General features: G+C 65.3%; 16 protein-coding genes. 4 read left to right on the top strand and 12 right to left on the bottom strand.

Features of this window, described 5'->3' with window-relative positions:
- Nucleotides 1–25 precede the first annotated feature (25 nt).
- Entirely contained in the window at nt 26–901 is an 876-nt protein-coding gene (locus tag ACSC1P_RS16115) for a hypothetical protein (protein WP_435361217.1), read from the top strand.
- Between the two features lie 340 nt (nt 902–1,241).
- On the opposite strand, the gene purH is transcribed toward ACSC1P_RS16115, so the two are convergent.
- A complete protein-coding gene (purH, locus tag ACSC1P_RS16110) occupies nt 1,242–2,858 on the bottom strand; it encodes a bifunctional phosphoribosylaminoimidazolecarboxamide formyltransferase/IMP cyclohydrolase (protein WP_435361216.1) in 1,617 nt (538 codons plus the stop codon).
- A 164-nt stretch (nt 2,859–3,022) separates the two neighbouring features.
- On the opposite strand from purH, the gene purB reads away from it, so the two are divergent.
- Nucleotides 3,023–4,402: an adenylosuccinate lyase gene (gene purB, locus ACSC1P_RS16105; protein ID WP_435361215.1), complete on the top strand. Its 1,380-nt coding sequence runs from the start codon at nt 3,023–3,025 to the stop codon at nt 4,400–4,402.
- Nucleotides 4,403–4,440: 38 nt separating this feature from the next.
- On the opposite strand, the gene ACSC1P_RS16100 is transcribed toward purB, so the two are convergent.
- The 9 genes from ACSC1P_RS16100 to dapA form a co-directional block, all read right to left on the bottom strand.
- On the bottom strand, nt 4,441–5,043 hold the full coding sequence (locus ACSC1P_RS16100; RefSeq protein WP_435361214.1) for a TetR/AcrR family transcriptional regulator: 603 nt from the start codon (nt 5,041–5,043) through the stop codon (nt 4,441–4,443).
- Nucleotides 5,044–5,065: 22 nt separating this feature from the next.
- Nucleotides 5,066–5,854 carry an ABC transporter permease subunit gene (locus tag ACSC1P_RS16095; protein WP_435361213.1) on the bottom strand — a complete coding sequence of 263 codons (789 nt, stop codon included), beginning with the start codon at nt 5,852–5,854 and terminating at the stop codon, nt 5,066–5,068.
- The gene (locus tag ACSC1P_RS16090) at nt 5,854–6,840 is read right to left on the bottom strand and encodes an ABC transporter ATP-binding protein (protein ID WP_435361212.1); all 987 of its coding nucleotides are present in this window, start codon (nt 6,838–6,840) and stop codon (nt 5,854–5,856) included. The genes ACSC1P_RS16095 and ACSC1P_RS16090 overlap by 1 nt, the downstream gene beginning before the upstream one ends.
- Before the next feature lie 330 nt (nt 6,841–7,170).
- Nucleotides 7,171–8,262, bottom strand: coding sequence for a M20 family metallopeptidase (locus ACSC1P_RS16085; protein ID WP_435361211.1), 1,092 nt, complete (start codon nt 8,260–8,262; stop codon nt 7,171–7,173).
- On the bottom strand, nt 8,262–9,143 hold the full coding sequence (gene dapF / locus ACSC1P_RS16080; RefSeq protein ID WP_435361210.1) for a diaminopimelate epimerase: 882 nt from the start codon (nt 9,141–9,143) through the stop codon (nt 8,262–8,264). The genes ACSC1P_RS16085 and dapF overlap by 1 nt, the downstream gene beginning before the upstream one ends.
- Nucleotides 9,140–10,435 (bottom strand): diaminopimelate decarboxylase, encoded by a 1,296-nt coding sequence (lysA, locus tag ACSC1P_RS16075; RefSeq protein ID WP_435361209.1) that lies wholly within the window; start codon nt 10,433–10,435, stop codon nt 9,140–9,142. Before lysA ends, dapF begins: the two co-directional genes overlap by 4 nt.
- A complete protein-coding gene (locus ACSC1P_RS16070; protein WP_435361208.1) occupies nt 10,432–11,259 on the bottom strand; it encodes a 2,3,4,5-tetrahydropyridine-2,6-dicarboxylate N-succinyltransferase in 828 nt (275 codons plus the stop codon). Before ACSC1P_RS16070 ends, lysA begins: the two co-directional genes overlap by 4 nt.
- Complete coding sequence (gene dapB, locus ACSC1P_RS16065) at nt 11,256–12,047, bottom strand: 4-hydroxy-tetrahydrodipicolinate reductase (RefSeq protein ID WP_435361520.1); 792 nt, start codon at nt 12,045–12,047, stop codon at nt 11,256–11,258. The genes ACSC1P_RS16070 and dapB overlap by 4 nt, the downstream gene beginning before the upstream one ends.
- Entirely contained in the window at nt 12,044–12,970 is a 927-nt protein-coding gene (gene dapA, locus ACSC1P_RS16060) for a 4-hydroxy-tetrahydrodipicolinate synthase (protein WP_435361207.1), read from the bottom strand. Before dapA ends, dapB begins: the two co-directional genes overlap by 4 nt.
- Nucleotides 12,971–13,280: 310 nt before the next feature.
- Here dapA and ACSC1P_RS16055 point away from each other — a divergent pair, with 310 nt between their 5' ends.
- Together ACSC1P_RS16055 and ACSC1P_RS16050 are read left to right on the top strand one after the other, a co-directional pair.
- Nucleotides 13,281–14,111: a M48 family metallopeptidase gene (locus ACSC1P_RS16055; RefSeq protein ID WP_435361206.1), complete on the top strand. Its 831-nt coding sequence runs from the start codon at nt 13,281–13,283 to the stop codon at nt 14,109–14,111.
- 33 nt (nt 14,112–14,144) lie between these two features.
- The gene (locus ACSC1P_RS16050) at nt 14,145–14,642 is read left to right on the top strand and encodes a LabA-like NYN domain-containing protein (RefSeq protein ID WP_435361205.1); all 498 of its coding nucleotides are present in this window, start codon (nt 14,145–14,147) and stop codon (nt 14,640–14,642) included.
- A gap of 122 nt (nt 14,643–14,764) precedes the next feature.
- Here the strand turns inward: ACSC1P_RS16050 and ACSC1P_RS16045 are convergent, their stop codons facing one another.
- Together ACSC1P_RS16045 and ACSC1P_RS16040 are read right to left on the bottom strand one after the other, a co-directional pair.
- Entirely contained in the window at nt 14,765–15,337 is a 573-nt protein-coding gene (locus ACSC1P_RS16045; RefSeq protein ID WP_435361204.1) for a helix-turn-helix domain-containing protein, read from the bottom strand.
- Between the two features lie 142 nt (nt 15,338–15,479).
- On the bottom strand, nt 15,480–16,127 hold the full coding sequence (locus ACSC1P_RS16040) for a helix-turn-helix domain-containing protein (protein ID WP_435361203.1): 648 nt from the start codon (nt 16,125–16,127) through the stop codon (nt 15,480–15,482).
- Nucleotides 16,128–16,160: the final 33 nt, after the last annotated feature.

Here is a 16,160-nt window from a genome sequence, read left to right as displayed (position 1 = left end):
ATTCCGGGTAGCCACAGGTCAGTCCATGCGCCGTCGCGCTCTCCTCACGTCGGTTTCGGTCGGTCTCGTCGGTTCCGCCGGCTGTCTGGGACTGGACGACGCCGGGACGACGACGACCACTCGTTCGCGGACCCCGGCAGATTCGTCCCCACCATCTGTGACTGGCACCGCACCGACCGAATCGGCCATCGACACGGTGTCTGTCGGTGCCGGTGACACACTCACCTTCGAGCACGGGAGCGTCACGCTCGGGGACCTCGTGGCACAGTCCAGCTTCCGCCGACAGACGGCCGTCGTCCCGAGTATCCACGGCGACCCCGACCAACTCTTCGCCGTCCTCGACATCGATATCTCGCAGTACGACGAGGCGGTCGCAGAGTTGCCCACGATGGTCGTGGTCGACGGCTCGACAAACCCGGCTGGCGAACAGCCCCTCGCCTACACTACTTCCGGAGCAGATAGCGTACGGCTCGCGTTCTCGGTCCCGGCCGGGGAACCAGCCGACGCCGGCGGCATCGTCTTCTTCGGCCGCAACGACCGCTATCGGTACTCGTTCCCCGAATCACTCGTCGCGGCCATCGAGCAGCCACCCGCGTTCGACGTGTCCGTCTCGTTCCCTGACTCTGTCGGACTCGGCGCTCGGTACCACGCCGAGGTGACCGTCTCGAATACTGGTGAAAGGCCGGGAACGTTGCAGGGCTGTCTCTCCGACAGTCGGTCGCCCGACGCCTGTGCCGACTTTCAGGTGTCGGTCGATGCGGGGGCGTCGACGACGACCACAGTCGAAGGCGGCCACGCCCGTGGTGACCCGGGCGAACTGACGCTCACGGTCGACTGGGGGCTCGACTCTGCCTCGAAGACGGTCCCTGCCGAGTCGTCGGGAACTACGACCGATGAGTAGCCGGGATAGCTCGTGTGTCGTGCACGCAATTCTCGGAAGCGGCCGACACAACCGCTCTGGCGCGCGCTGGGTCGACCGTCGAACATCGTGAGACGGTCGACCTGTAGTCGCGCGAGGGATGAGGCAGACCGAGCGAAGCGAGGTCTGGCGAATCGTTTGGGGAGGGTGTGGCTGCGGACATGTACACCAGCAGTCGTGGGCTGGTAGTCGACAGCAGAAACAGGACCGAATCCGGATTCGCTATTCATTCCCTCGGCCTGCGGCCTCAGTCATGTCGGAAATCGCGTGAGACTCGCTTCGCTCGTCTCACTGACTTCCGTCACTCAATCGAACTCCGTGCTCAATCGTGACGGAAACACCTAGTCCCAGTCATGACCATCGTCATCCCGAGTTCGTCCGCGGCCGCGACGACCTTGTCGTCGTTCTTCGAGCCACCGGGCTGGATGACTGCCTCGACGCCCGCTTCAGCCGCCGCCTCGACCGCGTCCGGGAACGGGAAGAACGCGTCGCTGCCCATCACGGCACCGTCGGCAGACTTGCCCTCGGCGTCGCGCTCGGCCTTCATGGCCGCGATTTCCACCGCGTCGACGCGCGAGACCTGGCCGACGCCGAGGCCGACGGTCTCGGTTCCCTTCGCGAACACGATACCGTTGGACTTCACGTGCTTCTGGACCTTCCACGCGAACAGCATCGTCGCGAGTTCTTCCTCGGTCGGCTCACGCTCGGTTACGACTTCGAGGTCGTCGACGGTGACCTCGTCGAGGTCGCGCTCCTGGACGAGGCGACCGCCGACGATCTCCTTGCTGGTGAAGGTCTCCGTAATCTCTCCGAGTTCACCGACATCGAGCACGCGAAGGTTCTTCTTCCCGGTGAGCACGTCGAGTGCGTCGTCGGTGTAGCCGGGGGCGACGACGACTTCCTTGAACGAATCAGTAATCAGTTCCGCCGTCTCGGCGTCGCAAGCGCGGTTGAGCGCGACGATGCCGCCGAACGCGGACTTCGCGTCCGTCGCGAGTGCATCTGCGTAGGCTTCTGCGAGCGAGTCAGCCGTGGCGCACCCGGCCGGGTTCGTGTGCTTGATGACGGCCGCGGCGGGCTCGTCGAACTCCTTGATGAGGTTGAGCGCGCCGTCGGCGTCGTTGTAGTTGTTGTACGAGAGTGCCTTCGCGCCCTCGTTCAGCTGGTCGGCGTGGACGACGCTGGCCTCCTCGCAGGTGTTGTCGGCGTAGAGCGCGGCGTCCTGATGCGGGTTCTCGCCGTAGCGCAGGTCGGCGTGGCGGTCCTCGGTGACGACCCGACGCTGGGGCAGGTCGGCCGCCTCGTCGCCCTCGACGTGGGCTTCGTTGGCCTCCCAGTCGACCTCGACGCGGCCCTCGGCGACCCACTTCACGGCGCGCGGGTACGCCTTGAACTCACCTTCGTACAGGACGCGCGATTTGAGCGAGTCCACGTCGTCGCCCTCGTAGACGGGGACTGGCTCCTGCGTGAGGACGGGGCCGCCGTCGACCTCGCTCTCGACGACCTCGCCATTCGCGTCGACGCCGTTCGTGACCGCGTGGACCGTACAGCCGACAGTTTTGACACCGGCCTCCAGCGCGTCGCCCCAGGCGTCCATGCCGGGGAACGAGGGCAGGAGGCTCGGGTGGACGTTGAGCGTCAGGGGCATCTCGTCGAGGAACGTCTCCGAGAGGATGCGCATGTAGCCGTCGAGGCAGACGAGGTCTACGTCGTAGTCGGCGAGGGCGTCGACGACCCGGCGCTCGTGTTCGCGTCGGGATTCGTCGTCGGCAAGCGGGACGACTTCCGTGGGGATGTCGCGCGATTCGGCCTCGTCGAGGACCGGCGCGCCGGCGTTGTTGGTGAGGACGACCGCGAGTTCCGCCCCGCCCGGGCGGAGGTCGTCTACGTGCAGCAGGTTGCGACCGCGGTTCCCAGCGAGACCAGCGATGCGTGTCATACGAGATGGGCGTCGGGCGGGAAGGAAAGTAGTTGCGGTCGAGCGCGCCAGAGTATACAGATACGTGCATACAAAACTCGAAAACAGCCACTCGAAACCGCCGACTGTACACGAACACGGATGTTTCCGACAGGCTTTTGCGACCCGCGGGGGCAGTTCCGCCCATGCCGAACCCCCTTTCCGCCGTCTCGCCACTGGACGGCCGCTACGCCGGTCGAACCCGACCGCTCGCGCCGTACGCCAGCGAGTCTGCGCTCATGCGCGCTCGCGTGCGAGTCGAGGTCGAGTACCTCGTCGCGCTGGCCGACCTCGACGCCACACCCCTGAGCATCGACGACCAGCAACGCGCCGACCTGCGCGCCCTGTACGAGGACTGGGGCGACGCCGACGCCGAACTGGTCAAGCAGATCGAGACGGAGGGCTACGGCGAGTTCACCGCCACGAACCACGACGTGAAGGCAGTCGAGTACTTCGTTCGCGTGAATCTCCCAGAAGGCCTCGACGCGGCCCAGTGGATTCACTTCGGCCTGACGAGCGAGGACGTGAACAACCTCGCACACCGCCTGCTGGTCCGCGGCGCAGTCGCGGAGGTGCTCCTGCCGGAACTCGAAACCCTGGCCGACCAACTCACCGAGATGGCGCAGGCGTCGCGCGACCTGCCGATGCTGGCGCACACCCACGGCCAGCCCGCGACGCCGACGACCTGGGGCAAAGAGGTCGCGGTGTACGCGGCACGATTGGGTCGGACGACGGCCCGACTTCGCGGCGCGAACGACGCCCTCGCGGGCAAACTCGGCGGGGCCTCCGGCACCTACGCGGCCCACGTCGCGGCCTATCCCGATGTCGACTGGCGCGACTTCGCCCGCGAGTTCGTCACCGGTCTCGGGCTGGACTTCGCACCGGTCACGACGCAGGTGAACCCCTGCGACGATCTCGCAGAAGTCTTCGACGCGGCCCGCGGCGTCAACAACGTCCTGCTCGACATGGACCGCGACTGCTGGCTCTACGTCTCGAAGCGCTACCTCGGCCAGGAAGCGGTCGAAGGCGAAACCGGGTCGTCGACGATGCCGCACAAGGTCAACCCCATCGACTTCGAAAACAGCGAAGGCAACCTCTCGAAAGCGAACTCGGACCTGACCTTCCTCGCCGACTACGTCACGACTTCGCGACTCCAGCGCGACCTCTCCGATTCGACGGTCAAGCGCAACATCGGCGCGGCGTTCGCGCACTGCCTCATCGGCTACACGAAGGCGCAGAACGGGCTGTCGAAGGTCGTCCCGAACGAGCAGGTAATGCGTGACGACCTCAACGAGACCCCGGAAATCATCGGCGAGGCCGTCCAGACCATCCTCCGGCGGGAAGGCGACACCGCAGCCTACGAGCGCGTGAAGGAACTGACGCGAGGCAAGCGCGTCACCATCGAGGACTTCTACGACCTGTTCGACGACCTCGACGTGAGCGAGGAGGTGCGCGAAGAACTGAAAGCACTCACGCCAGAGGGCTACGTCGGCGTCGGGTCGGACCTCGTGGACGAACTGGAGTAAGACGAACCGAGCGCGCTTCGCCGGAAAATACTGAACCGCTACGAACTAACCAATCCCTTCGCGAACGCCCGAATCACGAGGTCTCGGGTCTCGTCGTAGCGCTCCGGGCCGATTTTGTCGCGGTGGAGTATCAACACGGGAATCGACCGGATGGCGTTCGCCACGATTTCGGGACTCGGGCCGTCGACTGTCCCGGCGTCGTACCACTCCTCGACGTAGGGGAGCAGGTAGTTGAGTCCCTCTTGTCGCGCCTCGGCGGCCTCGTCCTCGGGGAACTCACGCTGTAACCGCTCTACTTCTTGGGGGTCGAGTGCGACGGCGCGGATGAGTGGGTTCGTCTCGTACACCTCCATGAGTCCGGAGAGGAACTCGACGATGGCTTTCTCCGGGTCGTCGTTCGACTCTAGTGGCTCCAGCAGGACGTCTTCCAGCTGTTCCGCTTCCCGCCCCAGTATCTCGAAGTACAGTTCGTCCTTCGAGTCGAAGAACTGGTAGAACGTACTGGGCGCGATACCGACCGGTTCGGTGAGGTCGGCGATGGTCGTCTTCTTCAGCCCATAATGACTGAACAGGTCACGTCCTTCTTCGACCAGTCGTTCTTTGATGCGTTCGCGCTCGACCTCGCTGAATCCGCCGCTCATCTTCTCCCTCGGCTGTCAGGCATCACGCGATATCCTTCCGTCGGAACCACTCGCGGCTTGCCAGTACCAACACGGCAGTCGCACCGAGCAGGAGTGCACCACCGACCAAGTCGTACTGCCCGTGAACGAGAATCGCTGATGGCTCGTAGTACCGGTTCGGCGACAGTGCACCGACCCACGAGAAGTCGGTTCCGGCCGTGACCGACCCGACGAGGAACAGGCCGAAGACGGCACCCATCGCGGCCTTCTGTGCGACGCTCGCACGGTCGAGTGCGACCGACATCACCAGTCCGATGGCCGCACACGCGAGCAGGTACGGAATCGAGAGCACGTGGACCATCACGAGGTCGGCGACGGAGATGGATTCGCCGATACCGAGGACGCCGGCGTAGACGACGACGGGCATCACCGCGTTCACCACGAGCATCGGGACGAGCATCGAGGCGAACTTCTCCAGCAGCACCGTCGACCGCGAGACCGGCAGTGCGAGCGTCATGTCCATCCGGTCGTGTTCCACGTCGTCCGCGATGAGCGACGCCGCACTGTAGGCCATGTACAGGCCGAGCAGAATGACCCAGCCGAAGGCGTACAGTTCGGCCGCGAGGAAGCCCTCGATGGTCCCGAGGGACTCGGCACCGAACGCCTCGCGGAGCGCGGGCGGCCACGCCTCCATGTACTCGTCCAGGTCGACCGAGGACGTGATGGTCGGGAACATGTAGACGTACAGCGCGGTCATCAGGGCGAAACCGACGGTCATCACGGTCGAACCGCGAAGCCGCCGCTTGCCGTAGTATCGCGTGAACTCGAACATCAGTGTGCACCTCCGTTCGCCGCACCTGCCTCCTGTGACGCGTCGTCACCGTAGAACCGCATGAATATCTGTTCGAGCGGTGCTTCCTCGACGTTGAGTTCGAGGACGTGGAAGTCGCCGACGAATCGAACCAGCGAATCGTAGTCTCCGGTGTAGGTGAACGTGAGTTCCGTCGCCGACCCCGCAGCATCGCCGGCTTGTCCACCGTTCGCCATCGGTGCCTGTGCGTACACGCCATCGACCGGCCGGACCGAGACATCGTGTGCGCCGTCGAGGGTCACCGCGCTTGCGTCGACCTCGCTCGCGACGCGAACACGAACCGTCTTGCCGCTCCGGTGGAGCAAGTCCTCGACGCGCTCGACCGCGACGATTCTCCCGTCGCGGATGATGCCGATGCGGTCACAGACGTTGCGGACCTCGGTCAGCACGTGCGACGAGAGGAAGATGGTCTTCCCCGCTTCCTTCTCCCGTCGAAGGAACTCGTTGAACCGTCGCTGCATCAGTGGGTCGAGCCCCGAGGTTGGCTCGTCCATGATGACCAAATCCGGGTCGTGCATGAACGCCTGCACCAGCCCGAGCTTCTGTTTTTGTCCGGTCGAGTAGCTCCGAATCTTCCGGTCGACCGGGACTTCGAACAGGTCGAGTAGCTCCTCGCTCCGGGTGTCGCCCTTGACGCTTCCGTACAGGTCGAGTATCTCTCGGCCGGTCGAATTCTCGTCGAACGCCGGATTCGCGGGCAGGTAGCCGATTCGCTCTTTCGCCTCGATGAGCGCCGATTCGTCGCGAACGTCGGCACCGAGGACGGTCGCCGTCCCCGAGGTCGGCGACTGAAAGCCCATCAGCGTCCGGATGGTCGTCGTCTTCCCGGCCCCGTTCGGGCCGAGGTAGCCGAACACCTCGCCCGCCGCAACGTCGAACGAGACGTCGTCGTTGGCCAGTACCTCTCCGTAGTCTTTCGTCAGCCCCGATACCGATATCGCAGTCATACTTCACCGATACGATGAATGAACACATGAATGTACCGTTCATTTATTTTTGAGGGCTGTAAGTATCCAAAACAACTGCCTCAGAGTATTCTTCCGGTCGCCGATATTTTTCAGAAATCCGGTTTCCTATCGTCGACACTCCAGGCAAGAGGGTCATTGTTTATATACGAACACGCGGCCAGCGCCGGCGTGGTCTAACCAGCGTCGTACCGTGGCCGAGGCGGGTGCGCGGCACACCCGGTACGACTCGCGGCGTGCCGCCTGTTCGCCAACTACGCCAGAGAAATCACTGCACAGACTCGTTGTTCACGTGACTGACCACGAGCAGAATTAGGACAGCAGGATCGATAGCGTATCCGAAACCGCTGCCGCCGCCGCTTCGACCTGCGCCAACTCGACGTACTCACGAGGTGCGTGCGCGACCGCACCTTCGTCGTCGGCGAGGACGCCCGGCCCGAACACGACCGTCGGTGCCTGCGCCGCGAAGTAGGAAGCCTCCGTCGCCGCGGTGAACGGCCGTGTCGTCGAACCGGCAGCGTCGCAGAGCGCGCGAACCACGGCGGCCGATTCGTCCGTGTCCCACGCTTCGAGGAACGGTGTGTCCCGTTCAGTGAGTGCGAACTCGACGCACACGTCGTTGGGGACGTACTCGCGGAGGTGTTCGTTCAGCGCCGCGTGAAAGTCATCGGCCGACTCCGGCGGCACGCTCCGACGGTCTACGACGATGTGCGTCTCCGCTGGGACTTGGTTCGTCGCTGTACCGCCGTCGATCATCGTCGGAGTGAGTGTCGCCCCGCCCAGCTCCGGGTGGGCCGGCGGCGAATCCGATCGCTCTCCGAAGCTATCCAGCGCGTCCAGCACCTCACGAACGGCCCGAATCGCGTTTACGCCGGAATCCGGTTCGGCGGCGTGTGCGTTCTCACCGGAGAGGGTGATGGTCCCCTGAAACCGGCCCTTCGCGGTGGTACACACGTCGAGGTTCGTCGGCTCACCGACGATGAAACAGTCCGGGTCGTCGAAGTCGAGTGCGGCCGCACCGGTCGACAGCACTTCCTCGTCGGGTGTCACTGCGAGTGTGACTCGACCATTGCCAGGGTCGACCGAGAAGAAGCCAGACAGCAGCGCCGCCAGCGGTCCTTTCGCGTCGCACGAGCCGCGACCGCGGAGCACACCCGCGTCGTCGTCGCGCTCGTGGGGAACGTGTGGCGGGACCGTGTCGATGTGTGTGTTCAGGACGACGTGCGGACCCGCTTCACCTGTCCCGCGTGTCGCCAGTGTGTTGCCTGCGTCGTCGACTGTCGCCTCGACACCGTGGGCCGCGAGTGTCTCCACGAGGAACGTGCGCATCTCGGACACGTCCTCCGTGGAGTCGATGCGGACCGCGCGGTCGAGGAACGCGATGGGGTCGAACGCCTCGCCCATCAGTCGCTCGACGGCGGCGTGATTGCTGCTTCGCCGTCGAACTCGTGGACGACCGGGCCGTGGAGCACGGCCGGGCCATCGTCGGGAATCTCGACGGTCAGGTCGCCGCCCGGCGGCGACACGACGACTTCGTCGCGCGAGAGCTTGCCGAGGTGCTTCGCCACCGCGGCGATAGCGACTGCGCCCGTTCCACAGGAGCGCGTCTCGCCCTCGACACCGCGTTCGAACGTGCGTTGGTCGTAGCCACCGTCGTCGCGTTCGCTCGCAAACGTGACGTTCGCGCCCTCCGGGAACACGTCGTGGTGACGAATCGGCGGTGCGTCGGCGTCGAGGTCGACTTTGTCGACGTCGTCCACAAAGACGACGGCGTGCGGAACGCCCGTGTTGATGCCCGTGACCGAGTAGCCTTCGAGCTGTTCGGCGACGAGCGGTTCGTCGCGGTCGAGTGGGACGACTTCAGGTGCGAAGGACGGTTCGCCCATCTCGATGGCGATGTCGCCGTCGACCAGCCACGCGTGACGGGTGCCCGCTTGCGTGTCGATCATCACCTGCGTCGCGCCGGTGCGCTCCATGGCCCACTGCGCCGCGACGCGTGCGCCGTTGCCGCACATTTCGGCCGTCGAGCCGTCGGGCTGGACGAGCGTCATTACTACCCGCGGTGGTCGGTACTTCTCTTCCAGGTGCAGGAACAGGACGCCGTCTGCACCGGCAGTGGCGTTCGTCTCGCCGATATCGTCCGCGCTTACACCGTCCACGCGGTCGCAGTAGCGCGTCGCGAAGTCGAAGCGGTCGGGGACGTACTCGTCCGCGTCTACTACGATGAAGTCGTTTCCGGTGCCGTGGTACTTGTCGTACGGAATGTTGCGTTGTGAGATGCTCATTGGTCTACCTCCAGTCTGGTCACGTCGGCGATGGTCTCGCGTCGCCGTGCGAGCGATGCGGACCCGGCCGCGAGCGTGACCGTCGCAGGTCGCGGCCGTGAGTTGTAGTGGCTCGCCATCTCGTAGCCGTATGCGCCGGCGTTGCCGATGGCGAGGATGTCGGTTCGCTCCGGTCGGAGGAGCGGTCGGTTCGAACAGAATGAGTCGGAACTCTCGCAGATGGGGCCGACGACCGTCTGTGAGACGGTCTCTCTGTCGTCCTCCGCGAGGTTCCGCATCGGGTGATAGGCGTCGTACATCGCCGGGCGAAGCAGGGTCGTCATCCCAGCGTCGACGCCAGTGACGGTCGTCTCCGGCGTCTCCTTCACGGTGTTCACCGTCGTCAGGAGGACGCCCGCGTCGGCAACCATGTATCGTCCCGGCTCGATTCGCAGGGTCGCGTCGCAGTCGCCGAGTGCTTCGCGGGTCGCATCGGCGACCGAATCGAGGTCAAGTGCGGGTTCGTCCTCGTGGTACGGGACGCCGAAGCCGCCGCCCACGTCGACGAATTCGAGTGGAACCGGCGACTCGCGCGCGAGGTCACCCATGCGCGCGACGAGCTCGCGGTGGTTGGCGAGGTCATCCGGCCCCGAAATACCGGACCCGGCGTGGGCGTGGATACCGACCACGTCGAAGCCGCGGTCCAGCGCGTCGGCGAGCAGGCCGGCTGCCTCGTCGTACGGGACACCGAACTTCGCGTCCGCGCCGGTTCGGACCTTCTCGTGGTGGCCCGCGCCGACGCCCGGATTGACGCGGACGCAGAGCCGACCGTCGTAGCCCCGTGCGTCGAGGCGGTCGAGGGTGTCGGCCGCGCCGACCGTGACGGTCAGGCCGGGGTAGTCCTGCCACAGGCCGAGGACCGTCGTGAGGTCCCCGTCCGGCGGGTTGACTGCGGTGTACTGGACGCGCTCGCCCGGAACTTCGGCCTCGGCGGCGTCACTTTGTTCCAGCGCGTCGAGCGCGCGGGCGACTTCGCCTGCGCTCGCGCACTCGATGCCCGCGCCTTCGTCGGCCAGCGCGGTCAGACAGCGCCCGAGCGTGTTCGCCTTCGCCGCGTAGTACACGTCGGCGTCGGGGAACGCGGCGGCGACTCGCCGGTAGTTCTGCCGGACGCGGTCGAGGTCGAGCGCGTACAGTGGACTGCCGAATTCGGCTGCGAGGTCGCGGAGAGCCGCGGCGTCCCAGTCGGCCAGTCGGAGGACTGCCGGCCCGGTCTCGTCGTCTGCCGCAGGGGCCGCGACCTCGCCGCTCATTCGCGCAGCACCTCCTCGCGCTGGGTCGCTTCCAGCGTCTCGGCTTCGAGGTCGGTGGCGACGACGGCGGGCTTGTACGCCCCGCCGGGAATCAGGTCGTGGTCGCCGAGCGACGACTCGACGAAGCGCTGGAACGCCCGGCGGTTCGGCGGCAGTTCACCGTAGTACACTTCCTCGTCCACGAGGTCGTAGACGGGAATTCTCGGCGTGAGAAGGGTATTCTCGCCCACGACCGAGTTCTCCCCGACGACGAAGCCCGAGGTGACGCGACAGCCAGCGCCGAGCGAGACATCGTCTTCGACGACCACCGGCGCGCCCTCGACCGGTTCGAGGACGCCGCCGATGAGCGTGTTCGCGCCGAGCTTTACGTCCGCGCCGATTTGCGCGCACGAGCCGACCGTGTCACAGGAGTCGACGAGCGTGCCGTCGCCGACGTGTGCGCCGATGTTGACGAATGCGGGCGACATCAGGATACAGTCGGAGCCGATGTGTGCGCCGGCCCGGACGACCGTGCCGTCGGGCGTGTTTCGGCTGCCACGTGCGCCGTACTCGCTCGTGTCCTGCAGCGGGAGCACGTCGTTGTACACCACGTCGCCGTACTCGTAGGTCGAGATGTCGTTACAGACGAAGTTGAGCAGGACGCCCTGCTTGACCCACTCGTTCGCTTCCCACGAGCCGTTCCGCTTCTCGGCGGCGCGGACCTCGCCGGATTCGAGCGCGTTGAGCAGGTCGTCGAGGACCGCGTGGACCCCGGAATCTGACGCGTCGAGGTCGTCGTTCTGGTGTCGATGCCACAGGTCGTCGATGTCGGATTCCAGACTCATGCTCCTCCCTCCAGTACGTCGTCGAAGTCGTACCAGCCAGCGTCGCGGCCGGCCAGCCAACTCGCTGCGTCGAGTGCGCCTTCGGCGAAGACGCCTCGCGATTCGGCGCGGTGACTGAGTCGCAGTTCCTCGTGACCGCCGGCGAGCCACACCTCGTGGAGTCCGGTTACGTTGCCGGCCCGGACCGCGTGGACACCGACTTCGCCCTCGCTTCGGGGTGCCTCGCCCTCGCGGCCGTGGACGCGTTCGGACTCGCCGCGGACGGCGTCGATGTCGTCCAGCAGCGAGTTCGCGGTGCCCGAGGGGGCGTCTCGCTTCCCATTGTGGTGGGCTTCGACGAGTTCTACGTCGTAGTCGTCGAGCGTCCCCGCGGCCTCGCGGACGAGCGACCGAAGGACTGCGATACCCTTCGAGAAGTTCGCCGCCTGTAGGACGGCGGTCTCCTCGCTGGCAGCTTGGAGTGCTGCTTGCTGCTCCTCGCCGAGGCCGGTCGTTCCGGTGACGAACGCGGTCCCGGTCGCGGCGCAGGCGCGGGCGTACTCGACACAGGATTCAGGCCCGGTGAAGTCGATTACTGCGTCGACCTCGCGTTCGGCGAGGATGGATTCGAGGTCGGCCGCCGGTTCGATGTCGACGCCAGCGATGGTCGCTGACTCGTCGCCATCGGCTTCTGCGCCGCCCCGGTTCACCGCGGCGACCACGTCGAGGTCGGCTCGGTCGGCGACGGCGGCGAGGACTTCCTGTCCCATCCGGCCGGTCGCACCGGTGACGGCGAGTCGTCCCATCAGCGTTCCACCTCCGCGAGTCGTTCGTCGTACTCGGCGTCGTCGTCGAGGTCGGCCAGCACGTCTGCCAGCGGTTCGACGTACTCGTCCGACAGTCGCGTCAGGGGCAGGCGCATGTGCGCCGGGCCGTAGCCGCGGATGCGCATGGCTTCCTTCACCGGAATCGGGTTCGTCTCCCAGAACAGGGCGCGGAAGAGCGGCCCGAGTTCGTGGTGGATGTTCTGTGCGCGTTCGTAGTCGCCAGCCAGTCCCGCACCGACCATGGCACAGGTGCGCTCTGGTTCGACGTTGGCGGACACCGAGATGGTGCCGGTCGCACCGACCGAGAGCATCGGGAGCGTGAGCGCGTCGTCGCCGGAGAGGACCGCGAAGTCCTCGTCTCGGGTGCGCTCGACGATTTCCGTTATCTGGCCGAGGTCGCCCGAGGCGGCCTTGAAGCCCGCGATGTTCGGGTGACTCGCCAGTTCGGCGGCCGTCGCCGCTTCGATGTTCTGTCCCGTGCGCGAGGGCACGTTGTAGACGATTTGGGGCACGTCGACCGCGTCGGCGATGGTCTCGTAGTGCTCCACGAAGCCGCGCTGTTCGGGCTTGTTGTAGTACGGCGAGATGAGGAGCAGCGCGTCTGCCCCGGCCTCGACCGAGCGTTCCGAGAGCGACAGTGCTTCCGCGGTGTTGTTCGACCCGGAGCCCGCGATGATGGGCACGCTTTCGGCTGCGGCGGCGACGGCTTCGACCACCTCGACGTGTTCGTCGTGGCTGAGCGTGGCCGATTCACCGGTCGAGCCGACGGGCACGATGCCGTCGACGCCGGCCGTTTCGAGCCGGCGGACGTTCGCTCGGAGGTTGTCGAAGTCGATGCTGCCGTCCTCGTGGAACGGTGTAGTGATCGCTGGATAGACGCCGCTGAGTTCGATGTGGTCGGTCATTGGGTTCGTGTCGGATTGTGTCGGGAAAGTCGTCTGTCGTGCAGTTCAGCGGCCAAACGCACCCGGAACGGGGGTGCCAACCCCGCACCGAGCGCTCTACTGCACGAATTTTTTCCCTGTAAAACGGAATTTGCCACTCATAGGTCGTCGGACCCGGACTGGAGTGGCGTCAGTCATCATCAGGTAGACTGGCCCGGATAGACATAACACTTGTGCCGCTCGCAGAACCTGCCCGTGGCGGCGTTTGCTACCACGACACAGACTCTCGCGGAGGGCGTCATTTATCTGCTGGCAGTCGTAACGCCCGACCATGCAACACACTGGACTCAAACTGCGGATGGCGTTCGTCGGTACCATCCTGTTCGCGTTCTACGCGGCGCTCGCCGGCGTCGCCCTGGCGATGTTCGGAACGGGAATCTGGCCCATCGTCGCCGTCGGGACGCTCCTATTCGTCGGCTTCCAGTACAAAGTCGGCAAGTGGGCCGCGCTGCGAAGCGTCGGCGCGCAGGATATGCCCGAAGACCAGTATCCCGAGATACACCGGATGGTCGAACGACTGTCCGACGACATGGGCATCGACAAGCCGACACTCAAGGTCGCCCAGATGGGCGTCCCGAACGCGTTCGCCACCGGCCGACGCGGCGCTGGCGTCGTCGTCGTGAGTACGGAACTCATGCAGATTCTGACTCGCGACGAACTAGAAGGCGTCATCGCGCACGAGCTCGCGCACATCCGCAACCGTGACGTGGTGACGATGGTGCTCGGCCAGTCCATCGCGGCGATGGTCGGCATCGCCGTGCAGTGGGTCGTCATCCTCGCCGGTGACAACGACTTCGCCGACTTCATCCTCGGCTGGATTGCGGGCATCGTCGCACAAATGCTCGTGATGGTGTTCGTGTTGGCCATCTCGCGCTACCGCGAGTACGTCGCCGACGCGGACGCTCGGGAGCACATCGGTAGCGGCGAACCGCTCGCACGCGCGTTGGAGAAGATACAGTCGGGCAGCCAACACGCCGACCAGACCCGCATCGACGACAGCACTGCCGCGCTGTGTATCTTCGACAGCGAGAAAGGCCTGCTTCGGTCCATCCTGGCGACGCACCCGCCGGTCGAGAAGCGAATCGAGCGTCTGCGGGCATAAAGGGCTTTCACCCCGGGACTGGTGGTGAAAGATATGACGGAGATTCATCCGGGCCAGCGTGTCGCCATGCTCGTCGACGCGCAAAACCTCTATCACACGGCCCAGAGCATCTATACGCGGAATATCGACTATTCGGCCTTACTCGATAAGGGTATCCAGAACCGGACGCTGACGCGCGCCATCGCCTACGTCATCCGCGCGGACTCGCCCGAGGAAGAGTCGTTCTTCGACGCACTCGTCGACATCGGCTTCGAGCCGAAAATAAAGGACATCAAGACGTTCGCTGACGGGTCGAAGAAAGCTGACTGGGACCTCGGCATGGCGCTGGACGCGGTGACGCTCGCGAGCCACAACGACACCATCATCCTCTGCTCTGGCGACGGTGACTTCGCGCGGCTCTGTTCCCACCTGCGTCACGAAGGCGTCCGCGTCGAAGTCATGGGCTTTCAGTCGTCGACGGCGGACGAACTCGTCGAGGCGTCCGACGCGTTCATCGACCTCTCCGAACGACCCGATACGTTCCTCCTGTAACTGTTCGAAAAACGGGGCCGACCGTCCGTCTGGTCGGGAACGCCCCAACCAGGTCGACGCACGCGAGTACTGGGCGAACAATCTTCGGCCGAATTTTCGCCGACTCGGCTGGCGGTGTCCGGCTACAACACGATTCCGAACAGTGACCGCTCTACCCGTGCGATTCGGTTGAGGATAGTGGACTCTGGGAGTTGGAGCGAGGTGGCGAGGTCGGCGGCGTTCGTCTTCGGTGGCTCGTCGAAGTAGCCAGCGAAGAAGGCCGCTTCGAGCGTCGCGCGTTCGGGCTTCGAGAGGTCCGCCGAGTCGAAGACTTCTGCAAACGCATCCGCAGCCTCTGGTTCGAACAAGTGTTTCTTCGCGAGTAGCTCGACGGACTCACCTGCGTCCGCGACCTCGGTGAGTAGTCGTTGCAGTCCAGCGTCCGGAAGCGTGGCCTCGACCTCGGTACCGTCCGCAGCCAGGTCGACTTCGACCCGCTGTCCGAGCCGTGCGACGACAGCGAGCAGCGGGTCGGACACCCGACACTCGTAGCGTCCCGGCGCGATTGTGCGAACGTGGTCGACGTGCTTCGACTGCTGTACGTCCGACTCGTCGACGAGCGCTGGCGACCCGGAGAGATACGCGAGAACGACGTCGTCCGTCCCGACGACTCGCTCGACGGTCCAGTCGTCGACCGGAATATCCGCGAACGACATCTGTGTCCGTAGACGAACGCGAAGCGCGCTCACGGCCGTGTCTCACCCCTATTGTCATCGCTCACCGATAATCCCACCAATAACATCGCCTACTAGTAGACACGCATCACGCCTCAACCTACTGCAGGGAGACCCCGGGAGTTCAAGTCGGATCCCTGAGGGTGTTCGAGAGCAGCCGCGCAGTCCCTCGACGGAGGAGTTCGGAGATGGCCGAGTCGGAGATATCGAGTTCCGAGGCCAGTTCCGGTTGGGTGACGCCACGGGGGACTTCGAAGTAGCCGCCTTCGAGTGCCGCCAGCAGCGCCTCGCGCTGGCGGTCGGTCAGCCCGTACGACTTGTGGTTCGGGCCGCCGTCCAGGGATTGGATGCGTTTGAGTTCGTTGTCGATACCGGTGTTCGCACAGTACTCGTGGAACTCCGCGAGGACGTCGTGGTCCGGGAACCGGACTGTCAGCGACCAGCGGTCCGCGGAGCTCACGCCCTCGAGGATACTGCCGTCGAGGGAGGCGACACCGTACAGGAGGCTCTCGACCGGCTCGGACCACTCCACGTGGAACAGGGCTGCCTCGTTAAACGTGGCCTGCTGTTCCACGTTCTGGATCGTGGGGTCGGCCCGTAGCATCCGGGCGAACCGGTCGAGTTTCTCACCGCTGACCCAGAAGTACGGGATGGTGCGGTCGCCCGTCGGCACGGCCTCCTCGAGTTCGACGACCACCTCGTCGTCGACGGAGAGGGTGCGACCGAGTGCGAACGAATCCGCCGGGACCGAGAGTTCTGCTACGATGCTCATCGAGTGTCCGTTGCAGCCAGAGGAGCAAGGCAA

This window comes from Haloarchaeobius caseinilyticus, assembly GCF_051207395.1.
Classification (GTDB): domain Archaea; phylum Halobacteriota; class Halobacteria; order Halobacteriales; family Natrialbaceae; genus Haloarchaeobius.
The sequence above is the reverse complement of the archived record's forward strand: the minus strand, read 5'-3'. Positions and strand labels throughout refer to the sequence as shown.

Excerpts from the sequence above, each read along its gene's own strand:
- ACSC1P_RS16040 (WP_435361203.1), bottom strand. The coding sequence starts at position 16,127 with ATGAGCATCGTAGCAGAACTCTCGGTCCCGGCGGATTCGTTCGCACTC.
- ACSC1P_RS16050 (WP_435361205.1), top strand. The coding sequence starts at position 14,145 with ATGACGGAGATTCATCCGGGCCAGCGTGTCGCCATGCTCGTCGACGCG.
- ACSC1P_RS16095 (WP_435361213.1), bottom strand. The coding sequence starts at position 5,854 with ATGTTCGAGTTCACGCGATACTACGGCAAGCGGCGGCTTCGCGGTTCG.
- ACSC1P_RS16085 (WP_435361211.1), bottom strand. The coding sequence starts at position 8,262 with ATGGGCGAGGCGTTCGACCCCATCGCGTTCCTCGACCGCGCGGTCCGC.
- ACSC1P_RS16045 (WP_435361204.1), bottom strand. The coding sequence starts at position 15,337 with ATGTCGTTCGCGGATATTCCGGTCGACGACTGGACCGTCGAGCGAGTC.
- ACSC1P_RS16100 (WP_435361214.1), bottom strand. The coding sequence starts at position 5,043 with ATGAGCGGCGGATTCAGCGAGGTCGAGCGCGAACGCATCAAAGAACGA.
- dapA (WP_435361207.1), bottom strand. The coding sequence starts at position 12,970 with ATGACCGACCACATCGAACTCAGCGGCGTCTATCCAGCGATCACTACA.
- dapF (WP_435361210.1), bottom strand. The coding sequence starts at position 9,143 with ATGAGCATCTCACAACGCAACATTCCGTACGACAAGTACCACGGCACC.
- ACSC1P_RS16115 (WP_435361217.1), top strand. The coding sequence starts at position 26 with ATGCGCCGTCGCGCTCTCCTCACGTCGGTTTCGGTCGGTCTCGTCGGT.
- ACSC1P_RS16090 (WP_435361212.1), bottom strand. The coding sequence starts at position 6,840 with ATGACTGCGATATCGGTATCGGGGCTGACGAAAGACTACGGAGAGGTA.
- ACSC1P_RS16070 (WP_435361208.1), bottom strand. The coding sequence starts at position 11,259 with ATGAGTCTGGAATCCGACATCGACGACCTGTGGCATCGACACCAGAAC.
- ACSC1P_RS16055 (WP_435361206.1), top strand. The coding sequence starts at position 13,281 with ATGCAACACACTGGACTCAAACTGCGGATGGCGTTCGTCGGTACCATC.
- lysA (WP_435361209.1), bottom strand. The coding sequence starts at position 10,435 with ATGAGCGGCGAGGTCGCGGCCCCTGCGGCAGACGACGAGACCGGGCCG.
- purB (WP_435361215.1), top strand. The coding sequence starts at position 3,023 with ATGCCGAACCCCCTTTCCGCCGTCTCGCCACTGGACGGCCGCTACGCC.
- purH (WP_435361216.1), bottom strand. The coding sequence starts at position 2,858 with ATGACACGCATCGCTGGTCTCGCTGGGAACCGCGGTCGCAACCTGCTG.